At 46.9% G+C, this 16,251-nt stretch carries 19 protein-coding genes; 16 read left to right on the top strand and 3 right to left on the bottom strand.

What is annotated here, in order from left to right:
* Positions 1 to 24: 24 nt before the first annotated feature.
* Positions 25 to 126, bottom strand: a complete 102-nt coding sequence (prli42, locus tag V6668_RS19600) for a stressosome-associated protein Prli42 (protein WP_017687624.1) — start codon at positions 124 to 126, stop codon at positions 25 to 27.
* Between the two features lie 306 nt (positions 127 to 432).
* Between prli42 and V6668_RS19595 the strand changes: the two genes are divergently transcribed.
* On the top strand, positions 433 to 1,566 hold the full coding sequence (locus tag V6668_RS19595; protein ID WP_338706482.1) for a M20/M25/M40 family metallo-hydrolase: 1,134 nt from the start codon (positions 433 to 435) through the stop codon (positions 1,564 to 1,566).
* A gap of 146 nt (positions 1,567 to 1,712) precedes the next feature.
* Here V6668_RS19595 and V6668_RS19590 read toward each other — a convergent pair whose 3' ends face one another.
* On the bottom strand, positions 1,713 to 1,847 hold the full coding sequence (locus V6668_RS19590) for a Z-ring formation inhibitor MciZ (RefSeq protein ID WP_100527202.1): 135 nt from the start codon (positions 1,845 to 1,847) through the stop codon (positions 1,713 to 1,715).
* A gap of 310 nt (positions 1,848 to 2,157) precedes the next feature.
* Between V6668_RS19590 and V6668_RS19585 the strand changes: the two genes are divergently transcribed.
* From V6668_RS19585 to sigF, 11 genes are all read left to right on the top strand, one after another.
* Positions 2,158 to 2,751, top strand: a complete 594-nt coding sequence (locus tag V6668_RS19585) for an NUDIX hydrolase (protein WP_338706481.1) — start codon at positions 2,158 to 2,160, stop codon at positions 2,749 to 2,751.
* A gap of 2 nt (positions 2,752 to 2,753) precedes the next feature.
* Positions 2,754 to 3,974 carry an endonuclease Q family protein gene (locus tag V6668_RS19580; protein ID WP_338706480.1) on the top strand — a complete coding sequence of 407 codons (1,221 nt, stop codon included), beginning with the start codon at positions 2,754 to 2,756 and terminating at the stop codon, positions 3,972 to 3,974.
* A gap of 161 nt (positions 3,975 to 4,135) precedes the next feature.
* The gene (gene spoIIM / locus V6668_RS19575) at positions 4,136 to 4,765 is read left to right on the top strand and encodes a stage II sporulation protein M (protein WP_017687629.1); all 630 of its coding nucleotides are present in this window, start codon (positions 4,136 to 4,138) and stop codon (positions 4,763 to 4,765) included.
* A 107-nt stretch (positions 4,766 to 4,872) separates the two neighbouring features.
* The gene (locus tag V6668_RS19570; protein ID WP_036607866.1) at positions 4,873 to 5,340 is read left to right on the top strand and encodes a Fur family transcriptional regulator; all 468 of its coding nucleotides are present in this window, start codon (positions 4,873 to 4,875) and stop codon (positions 5,338 to 5,340) included.
* A 158-nt stretch (positions 5,341 to 5,498) separates the two neighbouring features.
* Positions 5,499 to 5,741 (top strand): DUF4227 family protein, encoded by a 243-nt coding sequence (locus V6668_RS19565; protein WP_017687632.1) that lies wholly within the window; start codon positions 5,499 to 5,501, stop codon positions 5,739 to 5,741.
* 75 nt (positions 5,742 to 5,816) lie between these two features.
* Positions 5,817 to 6,707 (top strand): tyrosine recombinase, encoded by an 891-nt coding sequence (locus tag V6668_RS19560; RefSeq protein ID WP_036607863.1) that lies wholly within the window; start codon positions 5,817 to 5,819, stop codon positions 6,705 to 6,707.
* Between the two features lie 129 nt (positions 6,708 to 6,836).
* Positions 6,837 to 7,661, top strand: a complete 825-nt coding sequence (locus V6668_RS19555; RefSeq protein WP_338706479.1) for a purine-nucleoside phosphorylase — start codon at positions 6,837 to 6,839, stop codon at positions 7,659 to 7,661.
* 304 nt (positions 7,662 to 7,965) lie between these two features.
* Positions 7,966 to 9,087 carry a D-alanyl-D-alanine carboxypeptidase family protein gene (locus V6668_RS19550; RefSeq protein WP_338708977.1) on the top strand — a complete coding sequence of 374 codons (1,122 nt, stop codon included), beginning with the start codon at positions 7,966 to 7,968 and terminating at the stop codon, positions 9,085 to 9,087.
* A gap of 144 nt (positions 9,088 to 9,231) precedes the next feature.
* Positions 9,232 to 9,585 (top strand): anti-sigma F factor antagonist, encoded by a 354-nt coding sequence (gene spoIIAA, locus V6668_RS19545; protein WP_017687636.1) that lies wholly within the window; start codon positions 9,232 to 9,234, stop codon positions 9,583 to 9,585.
* Positions 9,582 to 10,037: an anti-sigma F factor gene (gene spoIIAB, locus V6668_RS19540; protein WP_036672324.1), complete on the top strand. Its 456-nt coding sequence runs from the start codon at positions 9,582 to 9,584 to the stop codon at positions 10,035 to 10,037. Before spoIIAA ends, spoIIAB begins: the two co-directional genes overlap by 4 nt.
* 14 nt (positions 10,038 to 10,051) lie before the next feature.
* Positions 10,052 to 10,807, top strand: a complete 756-nt coding sequence (gene sigF, locus V6668_RS19535) for an RNA polymerase sporulation sigma factor SigF (protein WP_338706478.1) — start codon at positions 10,052 to 10,054, stop codon at positions 10,805 to 10,807.
* Between the two features lie 87 nt (positions 10,808 to 10,894).
* Here sigF and V6668_RS19530 read toward each other — a convergent pair whose 3' ends face one another.
* Positions 10,895 to 11,824: a DMT family transporter gene (locus tag V6668_RS19530; RefSeq protein ID WP_338706477.1), complete on the bottom strand. Its 930-nt coding sequence runs from the start codon at positions 11,822 to 11,824 to the stop codon at positions 10,895 to 10,897.
* 108 nt (positions 11,825 to 11,932) lie between these two features.
* On the opposite strand from V6668_RS19530, the gene V6668_RS19525 reads away from it, so the two are divergent.
* From V6668_RS19525 to V6668_RS19510, 4 genes are all read left to right on the top strand, one after another.
* Positions 11,933 to 12,841 carry an AraC family transcriptional regulator gene (locus tag V6668_RS19525; protein WP_338706476.1) on the top strand — a complete coding sequence of 303 codons (909 nt, stop codon included), beginning with the start codon at positions 11,933 to 11,935 and terminating at the stop codon, positions 12,839 to 12,841.
* Positions 12,842 to 13,431: 590 nt separating this feature from the next.
* Positions 13,432 to 14,088 (top strand): stage V sporulation protein AA, encoded by a 657-nt coding sequence (locus tag V6668_RS19520; protein ID WP_017687642.1) that lies wholly within the window; start codon positions 13,432 to 13,434, stop codon positions 14,086 to 14,088.
* Entirely contained in the window at positions 14,069 to 14,497 is a 429-nt protein-coding gene (locus tag V6668_RS19515) for a stage V sporulation protein AB (RefSeq protein WP_026080996.1), read from the top strand. The genes V6668_RS19520 and V6668_RS19515 overlap by 20 nt, the downstream gene beginning before the upstream one ends.
* A gap of 24 nt (positions 14,498 to 14,521) precedes the next feature.
* Positions 14,522 to 16,189, top strand: coding sequence for a spore germination protein (locus V6668_RS19510; protein ID WP_036607848.1), 1,668 nt, complete (start codon positions 14,522 to 14,524; stop codon positions 16,187 to 16,189).
* Positions 16,190 to 16,251: the final 62 nt, after the last annotated feature.

The raw sequence follows: 16,251 nt of genomic DNA, 5'->3' as shown, positions 1-16,251 counted from the left end.
AGGTCGTCGAAAGGCTTTAGGTTGCTATCCAAACAGCAACGGTTCGAGAGCTATGAAAAGGGTGGACCCGATCATGGCGATCAGCATGAGATAGATGATGATTTTGAACCATTTCTTTTTTTGCATTGATGAGAGAACTCCTTTCAACATAAAGTGTGTGTTCAAAAAGACTGGTTTTCAGTACCAAGAAGATGGGATGAAGCTAGAAATGGAGTAGCGGAGCGTAGGGAAAACTACGTGAGCAACCACAATGTTTCCAAAGGAAACATACTTCGTAAGCCTCCCGCTTATTTCGGCTGAATTCCATATTCGATGCTGATGATGCCGCGAGGCATCCTTCGTAATCAAAAGCGGACTTTTTGAACAACCTCATAAAGTAAACAAACCATAGTAATTGTATTGTACCGTATCCACGAGAGGGAGGAAAGTCCTATGATTAAACAACAACGTGTTATCGATCAGTTCATGGAACTGGTGCAGATTGATAGTGAAACGAAAAATGAACAGAACATCTCGAAGGTGTTAAAAGAGCAGTTTACAGATCTTGGGCTTCATGTCTATGAGGATGATACCATGGAGCAAACCGGACATGGCGCCGGAAACCTCGTCATTACCTGGGAAGCCGAAGGAACTGAAGGGGTTGCACCGATCTTTTTCACATGTCATATGGACACCGTGACGCCGGGACAGGGAATCAAACCTGAACTGGGTGAAGATGGCTGGATTCGCAGTGATGGAACAACGATCCTGGGAGCAGATGACAAAGCAGGTATTGCGGCATTGTTCGAAGCGATTCGTGTGATCCAGGAAAACAAGATTCCACATGGTAAAATTCAATTTGTCATTACGGTCGGCGAAGAGTCTGGACTGGTGGGTGCACGTGCCATGAATCCGAAGGATATCGATGCCGAGTTCGGTTATGCGCTGGATTCTAATGGAGCTGTAGGCACGATCTGTGTTGCTGCTCCAGCGAGAGCTGAAATTCAAATGAGCATCTATGGTAAGTCTGCCCATGCTGGCGTGAATCCGGAAGACGGGATCAGCGCCATTCAAGTTGCAGCCAAAGCGATTGCAGCGATGACACTGGGCAGAATTGATGATGAGACGACAGCGAACATCGGTAAATTCCAAGGTGGATCAGCACTCAACGTGGTATGTGACTTTGTACAGCTTGAAGCGGAAGCTCGCAGTATTGTTCAGGAGAAAGTTGAATTGCAGGTTGCACAGATGCGTGACGCGTTGGAAACGACATGTCGCAAATACGGTGCAACAGCTGAATTCAGAAGTAAGATCCTTTACCCTGCATTTGGCTTCCATGATGAACACGAAGTTGTAAAGCTTGCACAGCGTGCCATTCGCAGTATTGGGCTGGAGACAAGTACGTTTGCTTCCGGTGGTGGCAGTGATGCCAATATCTTTAACGGATTCGACCTTCCAACAGTGAATCTGGCGGTAGGGTATGAGGATATTCATACAACCAAAGAACGTATTCTTGCCGAAGACATTGTGAAGTTATCCCAGGTAGTCGTAGCTATTATTCAGGAAACGGTAGCTGACAAGAAATAATATAGAGCACATGTTACCTCACATGTTGTTAGACAAAAGTCCGAACCCGGTCTATCTGTATCGGATTCGGACTTTTTGTGAATTCATGTTATATTTCAAGTGAGAAGACTCGTTAATTTAGGATCAAATTGAAATCAATGACTCATTCATTTGCGTCCAGCGAGGAGATCGATTAACTTGGCATCCGGGCCCCACTCGCGCAACCATTGTTTGAGTATGAGCTGTACTTGCCGGGCTTGTCCTACCACGTGTAAGGATTGAGGCGTCATATAACTATTCATTGAAAGTCCCCCTGATTCGTTTATATTTGCTGTGAGAGTTCTATACGCTCACCATATGCCCAAAATCAGAGATTTATACATTCACCAAATATATAAATTGAGCTAATCCTTTACACAAGAACGGAGAGGACAGAAATAACCAAGAGAAGCGGAGCGTTCGCCTTTATCACCAAATTTTATCTATTAGTAAAGAAAATCAAAAAAATCTGGGGATAACAGCGATCGAAGGGTTGTTCTGTCATCGGAGTGGTTAGTGTAAATATTTTTAGTCCATTTATATATAATCCTACGATATGGAGTTGAAGAACCAATGAAACCAAATCAATCTGCCCAATCCATCCACGCGGCGCAACCTGCCAATCCAAAACTAGATGAAGTGACCGTATCCACTAAGCCAATCTTCGAGGGCAAAGTGATTTCGCTTCAAGTCGATACCGTTAAACTACCGAATGGCCAGAAGGCTACACGTGAGATAATCCGGCACCCTGGAGCGGTAGCTGTACTCGCTCTGAATGGGGATCGCATGCTTGTTGTGGATCAGTATCGTCAGGCAATGGGACGCACCGAAATGGAGATTCCTGCGGGAAAACTGGACCCGGGAGAAGAGCCAGAGGTTGCCGCAGCACGTGAATTGCGAGAAGAGACGGGATATGTAGCCAAGTCGCTGCGTCATTTGCGTTCGTTTTACACGTCACCGGGGTTCGCAGATGAGATCATTCATCTTTACATCGCTGAAGAGTTGGAAGCAGGGGACATGGCGCTGGACGAAGATGAATTCCTTGAAGTTGCCGAAATAACTCTGGAGGAAGCCTATGCGCTTATGGACGAGAACCGGATTAGCGATGCCAAAACGATGATGGCCGTGTACGCGTGGGACCTCTACAGAACGACAGGACGGTTCTAGGCATGCAAGACCAACTGGAAACGTCCACAATGTGGGAGCCCTGTTATACAGACCTGCATATCCATATCGGACGAACCTCTCGGGGTGAGGCTGTTAAAATCAGTGGCAGTCGGGATCTGACATTTGAGAATATTGCTCGGGAAGCATCGGATCATAAAGGAATTCATTTGCTTGGTGTTATTGATTGTCATTCTCCGGTTGTACAGATGGATATCGAGCAATTGCTGGAGAGTGGTACCATGTCCGAGATTGAGGGCGGCGGCATTGCCTACCAGGACACGACCATTCTGTTGGGTACAGAGATTGAGCTGCGTGAGCCTGGAATGCGTGAGTTCCATATGCTGGCGTACTTCCGTGATCTGAAAACGATGAAGTCCTTCACGGACTGGATGAAACGTTATATGAAAAATGTGAACCTCAGTTCTCAGCGTGTCTACGTGCCCGCTCTTGAGATGCAGGCGGAGATTAAGGCACGTGGTGGACTTATTGTTCCTGCACATGTGTTTACACCGCATAAAGGCATCTATGGCAGTACGGCATCCCGTATGGGCGATGTGCTGGATACTAGTCTCGTGGATGCGGTAGAGCTGGGGTTAAGCTCGGACTCATCCATGGCAAGTTATATTCGGGAGCTGGATCATGTTCCGTTCCTGACCAATTCGGATGCCCACTCTCTCGGTAAGATTGGACGGGAGTATAACGAACTGCAAGTGGCTGCCCCTTCTTTTGATGAATTCCGTATGGCACTTCAAGGAGAAGTCGGCAGGAAAATTGCTGCCAATTATGGACTGAATCCAAGGCTGGGCAAATATCATCGTACCTACTGTGCAGCATGTGGCATCATTATGGATGAGCAAGCGATGTCAGCAGAGCGCTGTCCGCACTGTGGCAGTCTGAAGCTGGTGCAGGGGGTGCTGGATCGCATCCTGACGATCTCTGATCGGGAGAATCCTCATGTTCCTGCAAACAGACCAGCCTATCATTATCAGGTGCCACTGGAGTTCATTCCGGGACTTGGCAAAGCCAAACTGCGCCAGCTACTGGACCATTTTGGTACGGAAATGAACGTACTTCATCGCACCAGTGAGGAAGTACTTGCTGCGGTTGTTGGGCCTGTGCTGGCAGGCCTGATTGTGGCTGCACGAAACGGACAACTGGAGCTGTCCTCCGGAGGTGGCGGTACGTACGGAAAGGTTGCTGTTCAGGAAAAAGCCTCGGAGTGACCGGTGTAAATAATCTTTAGTTCAACTCATATAGCTTTCGCTATACAGAGGTCCAATCTGGACAAGAAGTCATACAGGTGCATTCCGGTTCATAAGAATGACTATGAGGATGTAAATGAAAATCCTTGTAGCATGATACCGGAAAGGGGACTCGTATCTGTATGCGCTCTTCCTACTTTACATTTAAAGGTCAGACTTCGTTATATGTATTCGTGGCTGTCTTGTTTCTGGTCGGCGTGATTTTTGGCGCGCTCATGGTCAACGCATTGTCTCTCGAGCAACGTCAGGATTTGGAGGGCTATCTCGGCAATTTCTTCATGACCGTGCAGCACAGTGCACAAGTGACTGAGACCGGGGCATATTGGGACATTGCCATGCTCCATCTGAAATGGGTGGGTCTGATCTTTATTCTGGGTTTATCCGTTGTTGGACTACCCGGTATACTGGTTCTGGATTTTTTGAAAGGTGTGCTCATTGGATTCACAGTGGGGTACCTTGTTGGACAGTATTCCTGGAAAGGGCTGCTGTTTGCACTGGTGTCCGTGGCACCGCATAATCTATTTGTCATTCCGATCCTCCTGATCTGCAGTGTAGCGGCGATGACGTTCTCGTTATACATCATTCGTAATCGTGTTTTGATGCAGCGAACACCTGGCCGACAAAGGCCTTTTGCTTCATATATAGTGTTAACTTTGGTTATGGCTGCACTGCTGCTCGGTGTGGCGTCTTTTGAAACATGGGTTACACCTGCAATGATGCGTTGGGTCACGCCAATGTTACTACCGGCCTAACGTGTACCGTATAGTGTAAAATGTTGACTTTAATTACGCACTCCCCCTATAATGAAAAGAGTGGGTTAAGTTGCAGTGTGCAGTGATTTCCTAGGGGGAGGGAGAAAATGGAAGCACGGATTGATAAAATTAAGCAGCAACTACAGTCCCAAGGATATAAATTAACGCCCCAGCGGGAAGCCACCTTAAGAGTACTTCTTGAGAATGAAGAAGATCATCTGAGCGCAGAAGATGTATTCATGCTCGTTAAAGAAAAGGCTCCCGAAATCGGTCTGGCAACCGTGTACCGTACCCTCGAACTGCTGAGTGAGCTGCATGTTGTAGAGAAAATCAACTTCGGCGACGGTGTAGCGCGTTATGATCTGCGCGGAGATACATCCAAGCATCACCATCATCACTTAATCTGTGTTCAATGCGGAAGTATGGATGAAATACGTGAAGACTGGCTTGGACCGCTTGAAGAGCGTTTGGAGCGGGAATTCAACTTTTCGGTAGTAGATCACCGACTGGACTTTCATGGAATTTGTTATCGTTGCAAAGCTAAAAATGAACAGAAACCCAAAGATGAAGAATAACATAGCATATCTTCAAGCTCTCACCGGCGGTTTTGACGGGAGAGCTTTTTTGGCACCGGACATGATCTGGAGTTTCCCCCGAATGGCATAAACCTGTGTTTATGGACATACCCTGATTCAAGGACAATACCGGATTCGAATCAGGAGGGGACGCGCCCATGATTATATCAGTGCGGAGAGGGCTCCGTTTTATTCGATTTATCATATTTTTTGCTGCATTAGTTTATCTGTTCTATCATGTTCTGGATCTGTTTAATGGCTGGATCTCACCTGTGGATCAGTATCAGATGCCGACTGGCAATGCAATCAAAGTATTTCAGGAAACGGATTGGCCGGGTAATGGAGAAGGACGTCCTACGATGGCAGAGCGTCTCCGTTTGTTCTATTGGTACGGAGAGTAGCTTCGAACAGCCAGGGATGCAAATACGGGAGCAGTCTGCCAGAGCGGCAGATCTGTCAGTTGAGGAGCGTTGTACATGAAACAGACGATACACGCCTATGCCTTATACTTGGAAGATGATAAAGGGATGTCGAGCAGCACGCTTGAATCGTATCTCCGAGACGTGGACAAGTTCATTGAATTTGCAGATAAGGAATATGGCATACGCGAAGCCGACCAGGTCAGACGTACACATGTCGTCCTGTTTGCAGGTCAGCTCAAACAGGCAGGACGTGCCAATGCAACCATTGCCCGCAGCATCGTATCTCTGCGCTCCTACTTTCATTTTTTGATGCGGCGGGGTGATATTATACAGGACCCTACGTTTGATGTGGAAGCTCCCAAGGCGGACAAGACGCCACCACAGGTGTTAAGTATCCAAGAGATCGAACAACTGCTGACAGCGCCTGATACTCGTTCACCGCAGGGTGTGAGAGATCGAGCGATGCTTGAACTGTTATATGCTACAGGCATTAGGGTCTCGGAACTGATTGCCCTTGACATTCGGGATGTACAGCCAGGGATGCGCTTTATACGATGCGGTGGGGCGGGCAAGGAACGTATCCTTCCCATTGGTGCACCAGCTGCACATTGGGCAAGTGTATATGTGGAGGAATTCCGCAACAAGTTGCTCAAAACCGATTCGGACGAGCAGGCACTATTCGTGAATGTATCTGGTAGACGTTTAACCCGGCAGGGCTTCTGGAAGCTGCTCAAAAAAGCGGCGGTGGATGCGGGAATCTCGGAAGAAATTACGCCGCATACCCTTCGTCATTCGTTTGCAGCACACCTGATTGCCAATGGGGCGGATACACGTGCGGTTCAAGACATGCTGGGTCACGTGGAGCAGCCTGGACAACAATATGGCAATCATGGTCGCAAAACCATGAAAGAAATCTATGAAACCCATCATCCGAGGGCAAGATAGAATTTGACGCATGGCATTCACAAATAAATGCGGAACGTTGGGCCGATTTAGGATAAAATAAATTGAATACATCCAAACGCCGTTATACATAAGACGGATCGTTTCAACTCAAGGAGGAACATACATCGCATGACAGCATTAAACCAACAAATGATTTCGGAAGCAGCATCTTATATTCAAAGCAAAAGCTCCATCAAGCCGGAAGTCGGTTTGATTTTGGGTTCAGGTCTTGGCGTACTGGCAGAACTGATTGAAGATGGCGTAAGTATTGCTTATCAGGATATTCCGCATTTTCCGGTGTCCACAGTAGAAGGACATGAAGGTGAACTATTGGTCGGAACCATTAAAGGTCGTCCAGTCGTGATGATGAAAGGCCGTTTCCACATGTACGAAGGATATGGTCCGGAATTGACAGCTTTCCCGGTACGGGTTATGAAAGAACTGGGTGTAAGTAGCCTGCTTGTAACCAATGCTGCAGGCGGTGTGAATACGTCGTATGAAGCTGGAGACTTGATGCTGATCTCGGATCACTTAAATCTCACAGGCAAAAATCCACTGATCGGACCAAATGACGCTGCAATGGGCGTGCGTTTCCCGGATCTGTCCGAAGCATATAGCCGCCGTTTGCGTGCGCTGGCGAAGGATACGGCTGCATCACAAGGTTTTAACGTACGTGAAGGGGTATACGCAGGTATGCTCGGTCCGAACTATGAGACACCGGCAGAGATCAGAATGCTGCGCACACTGGGCGCAGACGCAGTGGGCATGTCCACTGTATCTGAAGTGATTGTGGCACGCCACGCGGGCCTGGAAGTACTCGGTATTTCCTGTATCAGCAACATGGCTGCTGGAATTCTGGACCAGCCGCTGTCACATGATGAGGTTATGGAGACGACGGAACGTGTGCGTGAGTCGTTCCTGGCGCTGGTAGTGGCAGTTATTCCACAAATGTAAGCAAGATTTGAGTAGATAAGGTTACCTCTTTAGATGAGAAATCATAGGGGGGTAACCTTTTTTTGTTGTGTTGAACGTACGGTTACTCATTCCTTGAGTGCAGTGCGTTTTTTTTGGCTTTGACCACATTTTCAATAAAAGTTCGGGAAATCATGCTTTACATGGAATAATTTACTGGAAACGGGCCGACAATGATTAGCAGTACATGCATGGAACATGCAGTAAGCAAGTCATTTGAGGAGGTAACCTTGTGAAGAAAAGAATAATGGCATCGTTCATGACCCTTTGTATCCTGCTGTCCCTTATGGCATCAACAGCATTGGCTGAAGAAACACCGAAGGCAGCGGGAGGAACTGATCTGGCCCCGTCGGCGCGCTCTGCGATCTTAATGGATGCTGACACGGGAACGGTCATTTATGAGAAAAACAGTCATGATCAGCTGCCTCCAGCGAGCATTACAAAGATTATGACCATGCTGCTTACAATTGAAGCGATCGACTCAGACAAGCTGAAGCTGACGGACAAAGTAAGAACAAGCGAATATGCAGCTTCCATGGGCGGTTCGCAGATCTTCCTGGAGCCTGGGGAAGAAATGACAGTCGATGATATGTTAAAAGGGATCGCGATGGCTTCAGGCAATGATGCCTCGGTAGCGATGGCTGAGAAGATCGCTGGCTCGGAAGAGGCCTTTGTACAGCTGATGAATGAGCGTGCGAAGGAGCTTGGCATGAAGGATACTCATTTTGCCAACTGTAACGGCCTCCCGGTCGATAATCATTATTCTTCCGCCCATGACATTGCCGTCATGAGCCGTGAACTGCTGAAACATTCCGGGATTACGAAGTACACCGGTGCATATCAGGATTACCTTCGCAAAGATACGGAAAAGCCATTCTGGCTGGTGAATACAAACAAGCTGGTTCGTTTTTATGAAGGGGCAGACGGTTTGAAAACAGGTTACACATCCGAAGCGAAATTCTGCTTGTCCGCAACAGCGTCCAAGGATGGATTGCGTGTCGTTTCCGTGGTACTTGGTGAACCAAATACTAAAACACGGAACAGCGAAGTATCTTCGATGTTTGACTATGCGTTCAGTCAATATACGATGAAGGCTCTCTATAAGGCAGGGGATCTGCTGGGCAGTCTGAAGATCGAAAAAGGTGAAGTTGCCGAATTGCCTCTGAATGCCACGCAAAATTATAGTGTGCTGATGCGCAAAGGAGCCAAATCCAATGACATCCGGCATGAATTGCTGGTCGCCAAAGAATTGAAAGCTCCGATCAAAGCCGGGCAAAGTATAGGTAAACTGGTGGTTTATCAGGGTAATGACGTCATTAAGGAGTTCGACATTCAGGCTCCGCAGGATGTGAATAAGGCTGGCTGGTGGAAGCTGTTCAAGCGGACAACGTCCAACCTGTTTGACTAAACGGCGATTTCCGCGAGTTGCACGCATCCTTCGAACATATTTTGTAGTTAAATAGGGGTTTTCTTCTAGTTTTGTCGGGGGGCAGGAAAAGCCTTCGGAAGCGTAGAAATCCTTGTTCTAAGACAGGGAGGAGAGTGAGCAAACGTGAACTTGCATGTGGAAATGGAACACCATCGCGGGATTCTGATTGTACGATTATCCGGGGAGCTGGATCACCATACAGCTGACATGGTACGGATGCAAATGGATGAAGCCATCCAGCGGAGACAAAGCGAGCATCTCGTACTCAGCCTGAAAGATCTGCAATTTATGGACAGTTCAGGTCTGGGTGTCATTTTGGGAAGATACAAGCTCATTAAGAATAAAGGTGGCAAGATGGTGGTCTGTGACGTCAATTCGCCAGTGTACCGTTTGCTGGAAATGTCGGGGCTGTTTAAAATTATGCCGATATACGAAAATGAGGGAACTGCTCTCTCAGGTCTGGAGGTCGTCTCATGAATGAAGGAACAGGGACAAATTTCATGAATCTGCAATTCGCGGCCAAGTCAGAGAATGAGTCGTTTGCACGGGTAACCGTTGCTGCGTTTATCTCCCAGCTTGATCCAACGATGGACGAGCTCAGTGACCTGAAGACGGTCATTTCCGAAGCCGTGACCAACAGCATCATCCACGGATACAACAACAACTCCGAAGGTGTGGTGTCCATCCAGGCCGAGATTCGGGAAGACATGATTACAATTATTGTGGAAGACCGCGGTGAAGGAATCGAAGATCTTGAACTGGCCAAGCAGCCGCTATATACGTCCAAACCCGAACTTGAGCGGTCGGGCATGGGCTTCACCATTATGGAAAACTTTATGGATGAATTCGAAGTCAGCAGTGAGCCCGGCAGAGGCACCTCCATCAAGATGAAAAAAAGGATTGAATCCAAGAAAGCATTGTATAATTAGGGGTTGGTATTCTTATGGATGCTGAAGTGAAACCATCTTCACAGACCTATTTTGACGATGCCGAGGTCAAACGGCTGATTGCGCTCAGTCAGTCGGGTGACCATGTCTCACGGGATACGCTGGTGAACTGCAACATCAGACTCGTCTGGTCCGTCGTACAGCGTTTTATGAACAGGGGATATGATCCGGAAGATCTGTTCCAGATTGGTTGTATCGGTCTGCTCAAGTCAGTGGACAAATTCGATCTCAGTTATGACGTGAAGTTCTCAACCTACGCGGTACCGATGATCATCGGAGAAATCCAGCGATTCCTGCGGGATGACGGTACCCTGAAGGTCAGTCGTTCACTGAAAGAGATGGCGAATAAAGTCCGTAAAAAAAGGGACGAACTGTCCAAACATCTGGATCGTCTGCCAACGATTAAGGAAGTTGCCGCAGAGCTGGGGGTAACCCCGGAGGAAGTTGTATTTGCCCAGGAAGCGAACAAACCACCGACCTCCATCCATGAGACCGTATTTGAAAATGACGGCGATCCCATTACATTAATGGATCAGATTGCCGACGAGTCTCAGGAACGTTGGTTTGACAAGCTGGCCCTGAACGAAGCGATCGGTGGTCTCAGTGAGCGGGAGCGGTTAATCGTTTATCTTCGGTATTACCGGGATCAGACCCAGTCCGAGGTTGCCAGCAGGTTGGGTATATCTCAGGTGCAGGTATCACGTCTGGAGAAAAAAATACTGCAATCCATCCGCGACCAGATCGCGCAGTGATTTCATGGATTGCAACAACAATATTGGCGCTTATGCACCAATATACGACAACTAACAACCTTCTATCGCGCATTATGGCGAGGGAGGTTATTTGTTGTTACTATGGTTGGACCCTGAACGATTGGACTGCATGACCAGCATCATGCCAAGAATACATGCCATACCAATCCATTGATAGAAGCCAAAAGGTTCATGGAGCCATATGACAGTTGTTCCAACAGCAGCAAGTGGCTCTGCGCTCCCGAGCAGGCTAGTTTCCTTGGGTGTAAGACTTTTGAGACTCGCAATATAAAACCAAAAAGCAATCATGGTTCCAAAAAGGATCGTAAATATCAAATAACCGTAGGTTTCAAGCGTGATGCTAGCAAAATTCATTTTCCAGGGCGGGTGAATAAAACTCATTCCCAAACCACCGATGATCATAGCCCATCCGACCACAACAAGTGAATCGAACTTTTTAATCAGTTGCACGGCATACAGCGTATAAAATGCAGCTGAAACCCCGGATAACAGCCCCCATATCACTGCGAGCCAGGAGACAGATAACTGCGTGAGCGAGCCATTCGTGAGCAGGAGAAAACACCCACTGAGAGCCAGAACGGCGCATGCAAGGTCATTGCGTGTGAGGACAGACTGCTTACGGAGTGCGATGTAAATCATGATCATAATAGGGGACAGGTACTGCAGGAGTGTAGCCACCGCTGAATTGCCGTGTTTAATGGATGCCATGTACGTATACTGAACGGCAAGCATGCCCACCAATCCAAAAATGATCATCTGCCCAGCCGTTTTTTTATTTCTCCATACATCAAAAATCTGAAATCGTCCATTTGTAAACGATTGAATAACCAGTAATAGTAACCCAGCAATCAACAATCGTACAGTGACATACCAATTGACCTCAATTCCATCCAGTTGAAACAGTTTTTGAGATACCGTACCCCCAATGCCCCAGCAGATGGCTCCCGTCAGAACGAGTACGATACCTGAAATTTTGGATTTTGCAGAAGTTGTCATTCTTGTTCGCCTCACCTTAAATATAAGAATAGTGTTATATTAAGGAGAAACGCGATACATTTATATCAATATTACACTTAAAAATATAACTATATTGAGATGAGGGCCATGCAGAAGATCGAATTTATCATTGATCAACATTTGAAAGAAATGACGCAACACCGTACCGATACATTATCTATAGCCTGTTATGAGACAACCATTGTTCAAAATGTTCACGGACATATTCCTCTCCACTGGCATGATGAATTGCAGTTTGTTGCCGTTCTTCAGGGTAAGGCGTTGTTCCATATCAACGATCAAAAGATGATTTTGTCCAAAGGTGACGGGGTTTTTATCAACAGTGGAATAATGCATATGGCCGAAGATCACGGGGTGAGCGAGAACTGCATTTATTTATGTCTGAATTTGTCCCCACACGTTATCATGCCTGCGGATTTGTATATAAAGTACGTACATCCATATGTAACAGCAACTAATTTGCCTTTTCTGTATATCGAAAGAGCTAACGCTTGGGGAGAACAGATCTTGGATGCTGTTGCATGGATTAGAAAGGAGCTAGTGCACCAAGTTCCTTTTTACGAAGTGAATATTGCTTCGGCGGTGCTTAATATGTGGAAACTGCTGATTATGAACGGATATTCTCTTGAACATGATCCATCAGAGATGAGCAGAAACAACCGAATGAAAGACATGTTGCAATGGATTAATCTCAATTATGCCGATCCAATTAAGCTTGAAGATATTGCAAAGGCTGGACAGTTAAGTCGATCGGAGACATGCCGTTATTTCAAGCAAATCCTGAAAACCACACCCATGCAATATGTGATCGAGTACCGCATCCAAAGAAGCATTGAACTATTGCAATCCTCCAAGCGTAGCATCACCGAAATTGCCTATGAGGTCGGTTTTAACAGCACGAGTTATTACATTAACCAATTCCGCAAAACAATGAATTCAACCCCTTTACGATTTAGAAGGGAATTGAACAAAAGAGAAAAAGAACATAATTCTTGAGTTATTGTATATGATCCGTGACCTATCTACCAATACCGAAGAGTCGCCCATACGGCGACCTTTTTTGATATGTAAAATAATGCTTCACACTCAGTTGCGCCTCAAATCGGTCACAAGGAGCGAAGCGTGAGGGTTCATCTAAGGATACATAAGCAACGCAGGCGGCAGATTAGACCTAAAGAAGCGAAGCGTGCGCCTTTGTCTCCAAATTTTCTAAACAACTGTAGTCTAAGACGCATGCAGAAGACAACTCCAAAGTCATAGAATTTTGCGCAAAATAACCCCAAAAAGCTCATCTTTCAATTCCCTTCCTGCCTACTCCTCCAGCATATTTATTACAAACCTTTGGAAACGGGAGGACGATGGGTAGCGGAGGGATGGAATCGGTCAAAAGGAGCGAAGCGTTCGCCTTTAGCACTGGATTTCCTCCTTGAAAAGGAGAGTTCAAGAAATCCGGGGATAACAGCGACCAATGACCGATCCATCCCGCAGCGCCAACTCAGCCTTCCACCTTTTTTCCAACCAGTTTGTAATAAATTTGCACATTCTTCAAATACTAACCTAAATTACGCAGTAAAGGAGTGCTATGGATGTCCCAGACACCCACTCCAATGGTCTATATTCGTCTGCGCAGCCGTATTCGCATCCAGAGGGGCAGAGCAGTCAAGCTTGGAGACATTGCACATGTACTGACCTCTTCAGAAGACCAAGAGGGCAGGCTATTGGAGCTTGAACTGCTAAGCCCTGGACCAGAGGATGGCAATCTGATCCTCATTGATATATTGCAGATTATTCCCCAAATTCGGCACATCTTGCCGGAGGTAAGTGTGGAACTGATAGGATCAGGCCATACGTTGGTTGAAGTCATTGCGGGAAATGGTCAACCTTCCAAGTCTCTGTTCATATTGGTTTGGCTGCTGCTGTTCTTCGGATCGGCCTTAACCATTATGAATTTTCATGCCGATGTGAACATGCAGGAAGTACAGATTCGTATTGTGGAGATGCTTACTGGGCATCGGGACGAACATCCCTATCTGTTCCAAGTGGCGTATTCCATTGGCATTGGATTCGGAATGGCAGTATTTTTTAATCATTTGTTCAAGAAAAAGTGGAATGAGGAACCTACCCCGCTAGAAGTGGAGATGTTTCTATACCAGCAAAATGTAGATAAATATGTGGTGATTGAAGAGAGCGAACGGATGCATGAGCAGGAACGCAGGGAGATGAATGCGGATGAGCGTTCTTAATGGAGCAATCAGCATTGTATTGGGTATTGCAGGTGGAATTGCCGTAGGGAGCGGCGTAATTGCGCTCATTCTGGTGCTCGATATGATTCCCAGGTTGGCTCAACTTACGCAATCTTATGACAAGACTCACTGGTACGAAGGGGCGCTAATTGGTGGTTCACTGCTCGGGACGGTGGCGGACTTCTGGCATTGGAAAATGCATGGGGTGCTGCTGCTCAGCCCAATCGTTGGTTTGTTCTGTGGCGTGTTCATCGGTCTGCTCGCCGCAGCGCTCACCGAGGTACTCAATGTACTGCCCGTGCTAGCCAAACGATTGGGCATGAAACCTTATTTGTTTGGATTACTGCTCGCCATGATTTTGGGTAAAATGACAGGTTCCCTGTTTGATTTTTTTATATATCAACGGTAACTCGTGGCCATAGGAGGATGGAAGATGGATGAACGAACGGAGCACACAGGCCAGGAAAATAGTGAAGGTATAACGGAAGAGATGTTACACAAGTCTGCTTATGAGATTCAGAAGGAAGAAGAGGAGAAAGCGTACAGTAAGAAAAAACAAAATGAGATGTCCGACAGCATTGAGGAATCTGTACAATATTGGCAGGAAAACGATGATATCTCCCCACGCATGAGTGAGAATAGATATACACTGCAACAGGTACTGGGGCTCGGAGAATCCTTCGACGTGAATATGAGGGAAATGGTTCTGGGTGGCAAGCACGTTGGGTTGCTGATGATCACCGGCTTCGCCAAGGATGAGATTTTGCTTGAAGTGTTGAAAAGACTGACCTATCTCACGCCGGATGACGTGTCCGGACATGCTCTCAAATCTTATTTTGAATGTTACATTCCCCATATTCAGGTGGAGAAAGTCGAGAAGATGAGTGCGGTCATCAACAAGGTTCTTACCGGTATGAGCGCAATGTTCGTTGAAGGAGACCGCTCGGTCTTAATTATGGATACCCGGAGTTATCCAGTACGTTCACCCGAAGAACCTTCCTTGGAAAGGGTAGTCCGAGGTTCCAGAGACGGCTTTACCGAAACACTCCTGACTAACGTGACCCTGGTGCGTCGCAGAATACGCGACCCGGGACTGAAGTTTGAGATTATGCAGGTAGGGCGGAGAACACAAACCGATGTCTGCGTGGTGTATATTGATGATATTGTGGATAAAGTGCAGGTCGATTCAGTTCGTGAAAAAATTCAGCGAGTAGATATCGATGGTATTCCCGCAGCCGATAAACAGCTGGAGGAAGCGATTATCAACAAGGGTTGGAATCCGTTCCCACTCGTTCGTTATTCGGAACGACCAGATGTTACAGCTTCTCATTTGCTGGAAGGACGAGTCGTCATTTTCGTAGACACTTCCCCCAGTGTGATGATTCTACCAACGACCTTTTTCGACCTATGTGAGCATGCGGAGGAGAACAGACAGACGGCCTTGATGGGAACATATTTACGATGGGTGCGTTTTGCAGGGATTCTCATCTCGTTGTTTTTGCTACCATTATGGCTTCTCATGGTTATTGACCCTTCGATTAAACCGATGGGACTTGACTTCATTGGTCCACAGGAAAATGTAAAGCTACCGCTGATTCTACAGTTTCTCCTGATCGAACTAGGCGTCGATTTATTACGGATGGCAGCGGTCCATACGCCTACACCTCTGGCATCGGCTATGGGCTTAATCGCGGCCATTCTAGTCGGGGATATCGCGGTGAAAACAGGATACTTTGTCAATGAGGTTGTGCTCTATATGGCCATAGCAGCCATCGGTATGTTTGCCACGCCGAGTTACGAGTTGGGTCTCGCCAATAGGCTGGTCAGGCTGGTTCTGCTAGTCGCTGTTGCGATATTCAAGGTTCCGGGGTTGGTCGTGGGCTGTACATTACTCATATTGGCGCTCACCGTTCACCGGTCGTACAATTCTTCGTATCTCTGGCCTTTTATACCGTTTAATGCGAAGGCCTTGGGCAACTTTTTATTCCGGCTTCCGCTGCTGGAAAATAAAAAACGTCCATCATTCAATAAAACCCGTGACAACACCAAAATGTCGGATGATCCGGACGGGGAACTGCAAAAAAGTAAAAAACACAAATGATCTTCCGAAAAATCCATTCATCTCGCTGCCTAATTTGATATACTGGTGTAAAATCATTGGAA

This window comes from Paenibacillus amylolyticus, from assembly GCF_036894225.1.
Lineage (GTDB): Bacteria > Bacillota > Bacilli > Paenibacillales > Paenibacillaceae > Paenibacillus > Paenibacillus amylolyticus.
Note: the sequence above shows the minus strand (reverse complement) of the source record. Positions and strands in the feature narration are given on the sequence as shown.

What these genes read in the sequence shown, in the direction of transcription:
- prli42 (WP_017687624.1), bottom strand. Translation starts at nt 126, where the DNA reads ATGCAAAAAAAGAAATGGTTCAAAATCATCATCTATCTCATGCTGATC.
- V6668_RS19595 (WP_338706482.1), top strand. Translation starts at nt 433, where the DNA reads ATGATTAAACAACAACGTGTTATCGATCAGTTCATGGAACTGGTGCAG.
- V6668_RS19590 (WP_100527202.1), bottom strand. Translation starts at nt 1,847, where the DNA reads ATGAATAGTTATATGACGCCTCAATCCTTACACGTGGTAGGACAAGCC.
- V6668_RS19585 (WP_338706481.1), top strand. Translation starts at nt 2,158, where the DNA reads ATGAAACCAAATCAATCTGCCCAATCCATCCACGCGGCGCAACCTGCC.
- V6668_RS19580 (WP_338706480.1), top strand. Translation starts at nt 2,754, where the DNA reads ATGCAAGACCAACTGGAAACGTCCACAATGTGGGAGCCCTGTTATACA.
- spoIIM (WP_017687629.1), top strand. Translation starts at nt 4,136, where the DNA reads ATGCGCTCTTCCTACTTTACATTTAAAGGTCAGACTTCGTTATATGTA.
- V6668_RS19570 (WP_036607866.1), top strand. Translation starts at nt 4,873, where the DNA reads ATGGAAGCACGGATTGATAAAATTAAGCAGCAACTACAGTCCCAAGGA.
- V6668_RS19565 (WP_017687632.1), top strand. Translation starts at nt 5,499, where the DNA reads ATGATTATATCAGTGCGGAGAGGGCTCCGTTTTATTCGATTTATCATA.
- V6668_RS19560 (WP_036607863.1), top strand. Translation starts at nt 5,817, where the DNA reads ATGAAACAGACGATACACGCCTATGCCTTATACTTGGAAGATGATAAA.
- V6668_RS19555 (WP_338706479.1), top strand. Translation starts at nt 6,837, where the DNA reads ATGACAGCATTAAACCAACAAATGATTTCGGAAGCAGCATCTTATATT.
- V6668_RS19550 (WP_338708977.1), top strand. Translation starts at nt 7,966, where the DNA reads ATGGCATCAACAGCATTGGCTGAAGAAACACCGAAGGCAGCGGGAGGA.
- spoIIAB (WP_036672324.1), top strand. Translation starts at nt 9,582, where the DNA reads ATGAATGAAGGAACAGGGACAAATTTCATGAATCTGCAATTCGCGGCC.
- sigF (WP_338706478.1), top strand. Translation starts at nt 10,052, where the DNA reads ATGGATGCTGAAGTGAAACCATCTTCACAGACCTATTTTGACGATGCC.
- V6668_RS19530 (WP_338706477.1), bottom strand. Translation starts at nt 11,824, where the DNA reads ATGACAACTTCTGCAAAATCCAAAATTTCAGGTATCGTACTCGTTCTG.
- V6668_RS19525 (WP_338706476.1), top strand. Translation starts at nt 11,933, where the DNA reads ATGCAGAAGATCGAATTTATCATTGATCAACATTTGAAAGAAATGACG.
- V6668_RS19520 (WP_017687642.1), top strand. Translation starts at nt 13,432, where the DNA reads ATGTCCCAGACACCCACTCCAATGGTCTATATTCGTCTGCGCAGCCGT.
- V6668_RS19515 (WP_026080996.1), top strand. Translation starts at nt 14,069, where the DNA reads ATGCGGATGAGCGTTCTTAATGGAGCAATCAGCATTGTATTGGGTATT.
- V6668_RS19510 (WP_036607848.1), top strand. Translation starts at nt 14,522, where the DNA reads ATGGATGAACGAACGGAGCACACAGGCCAGGAAAATAGTGAAGGTATA.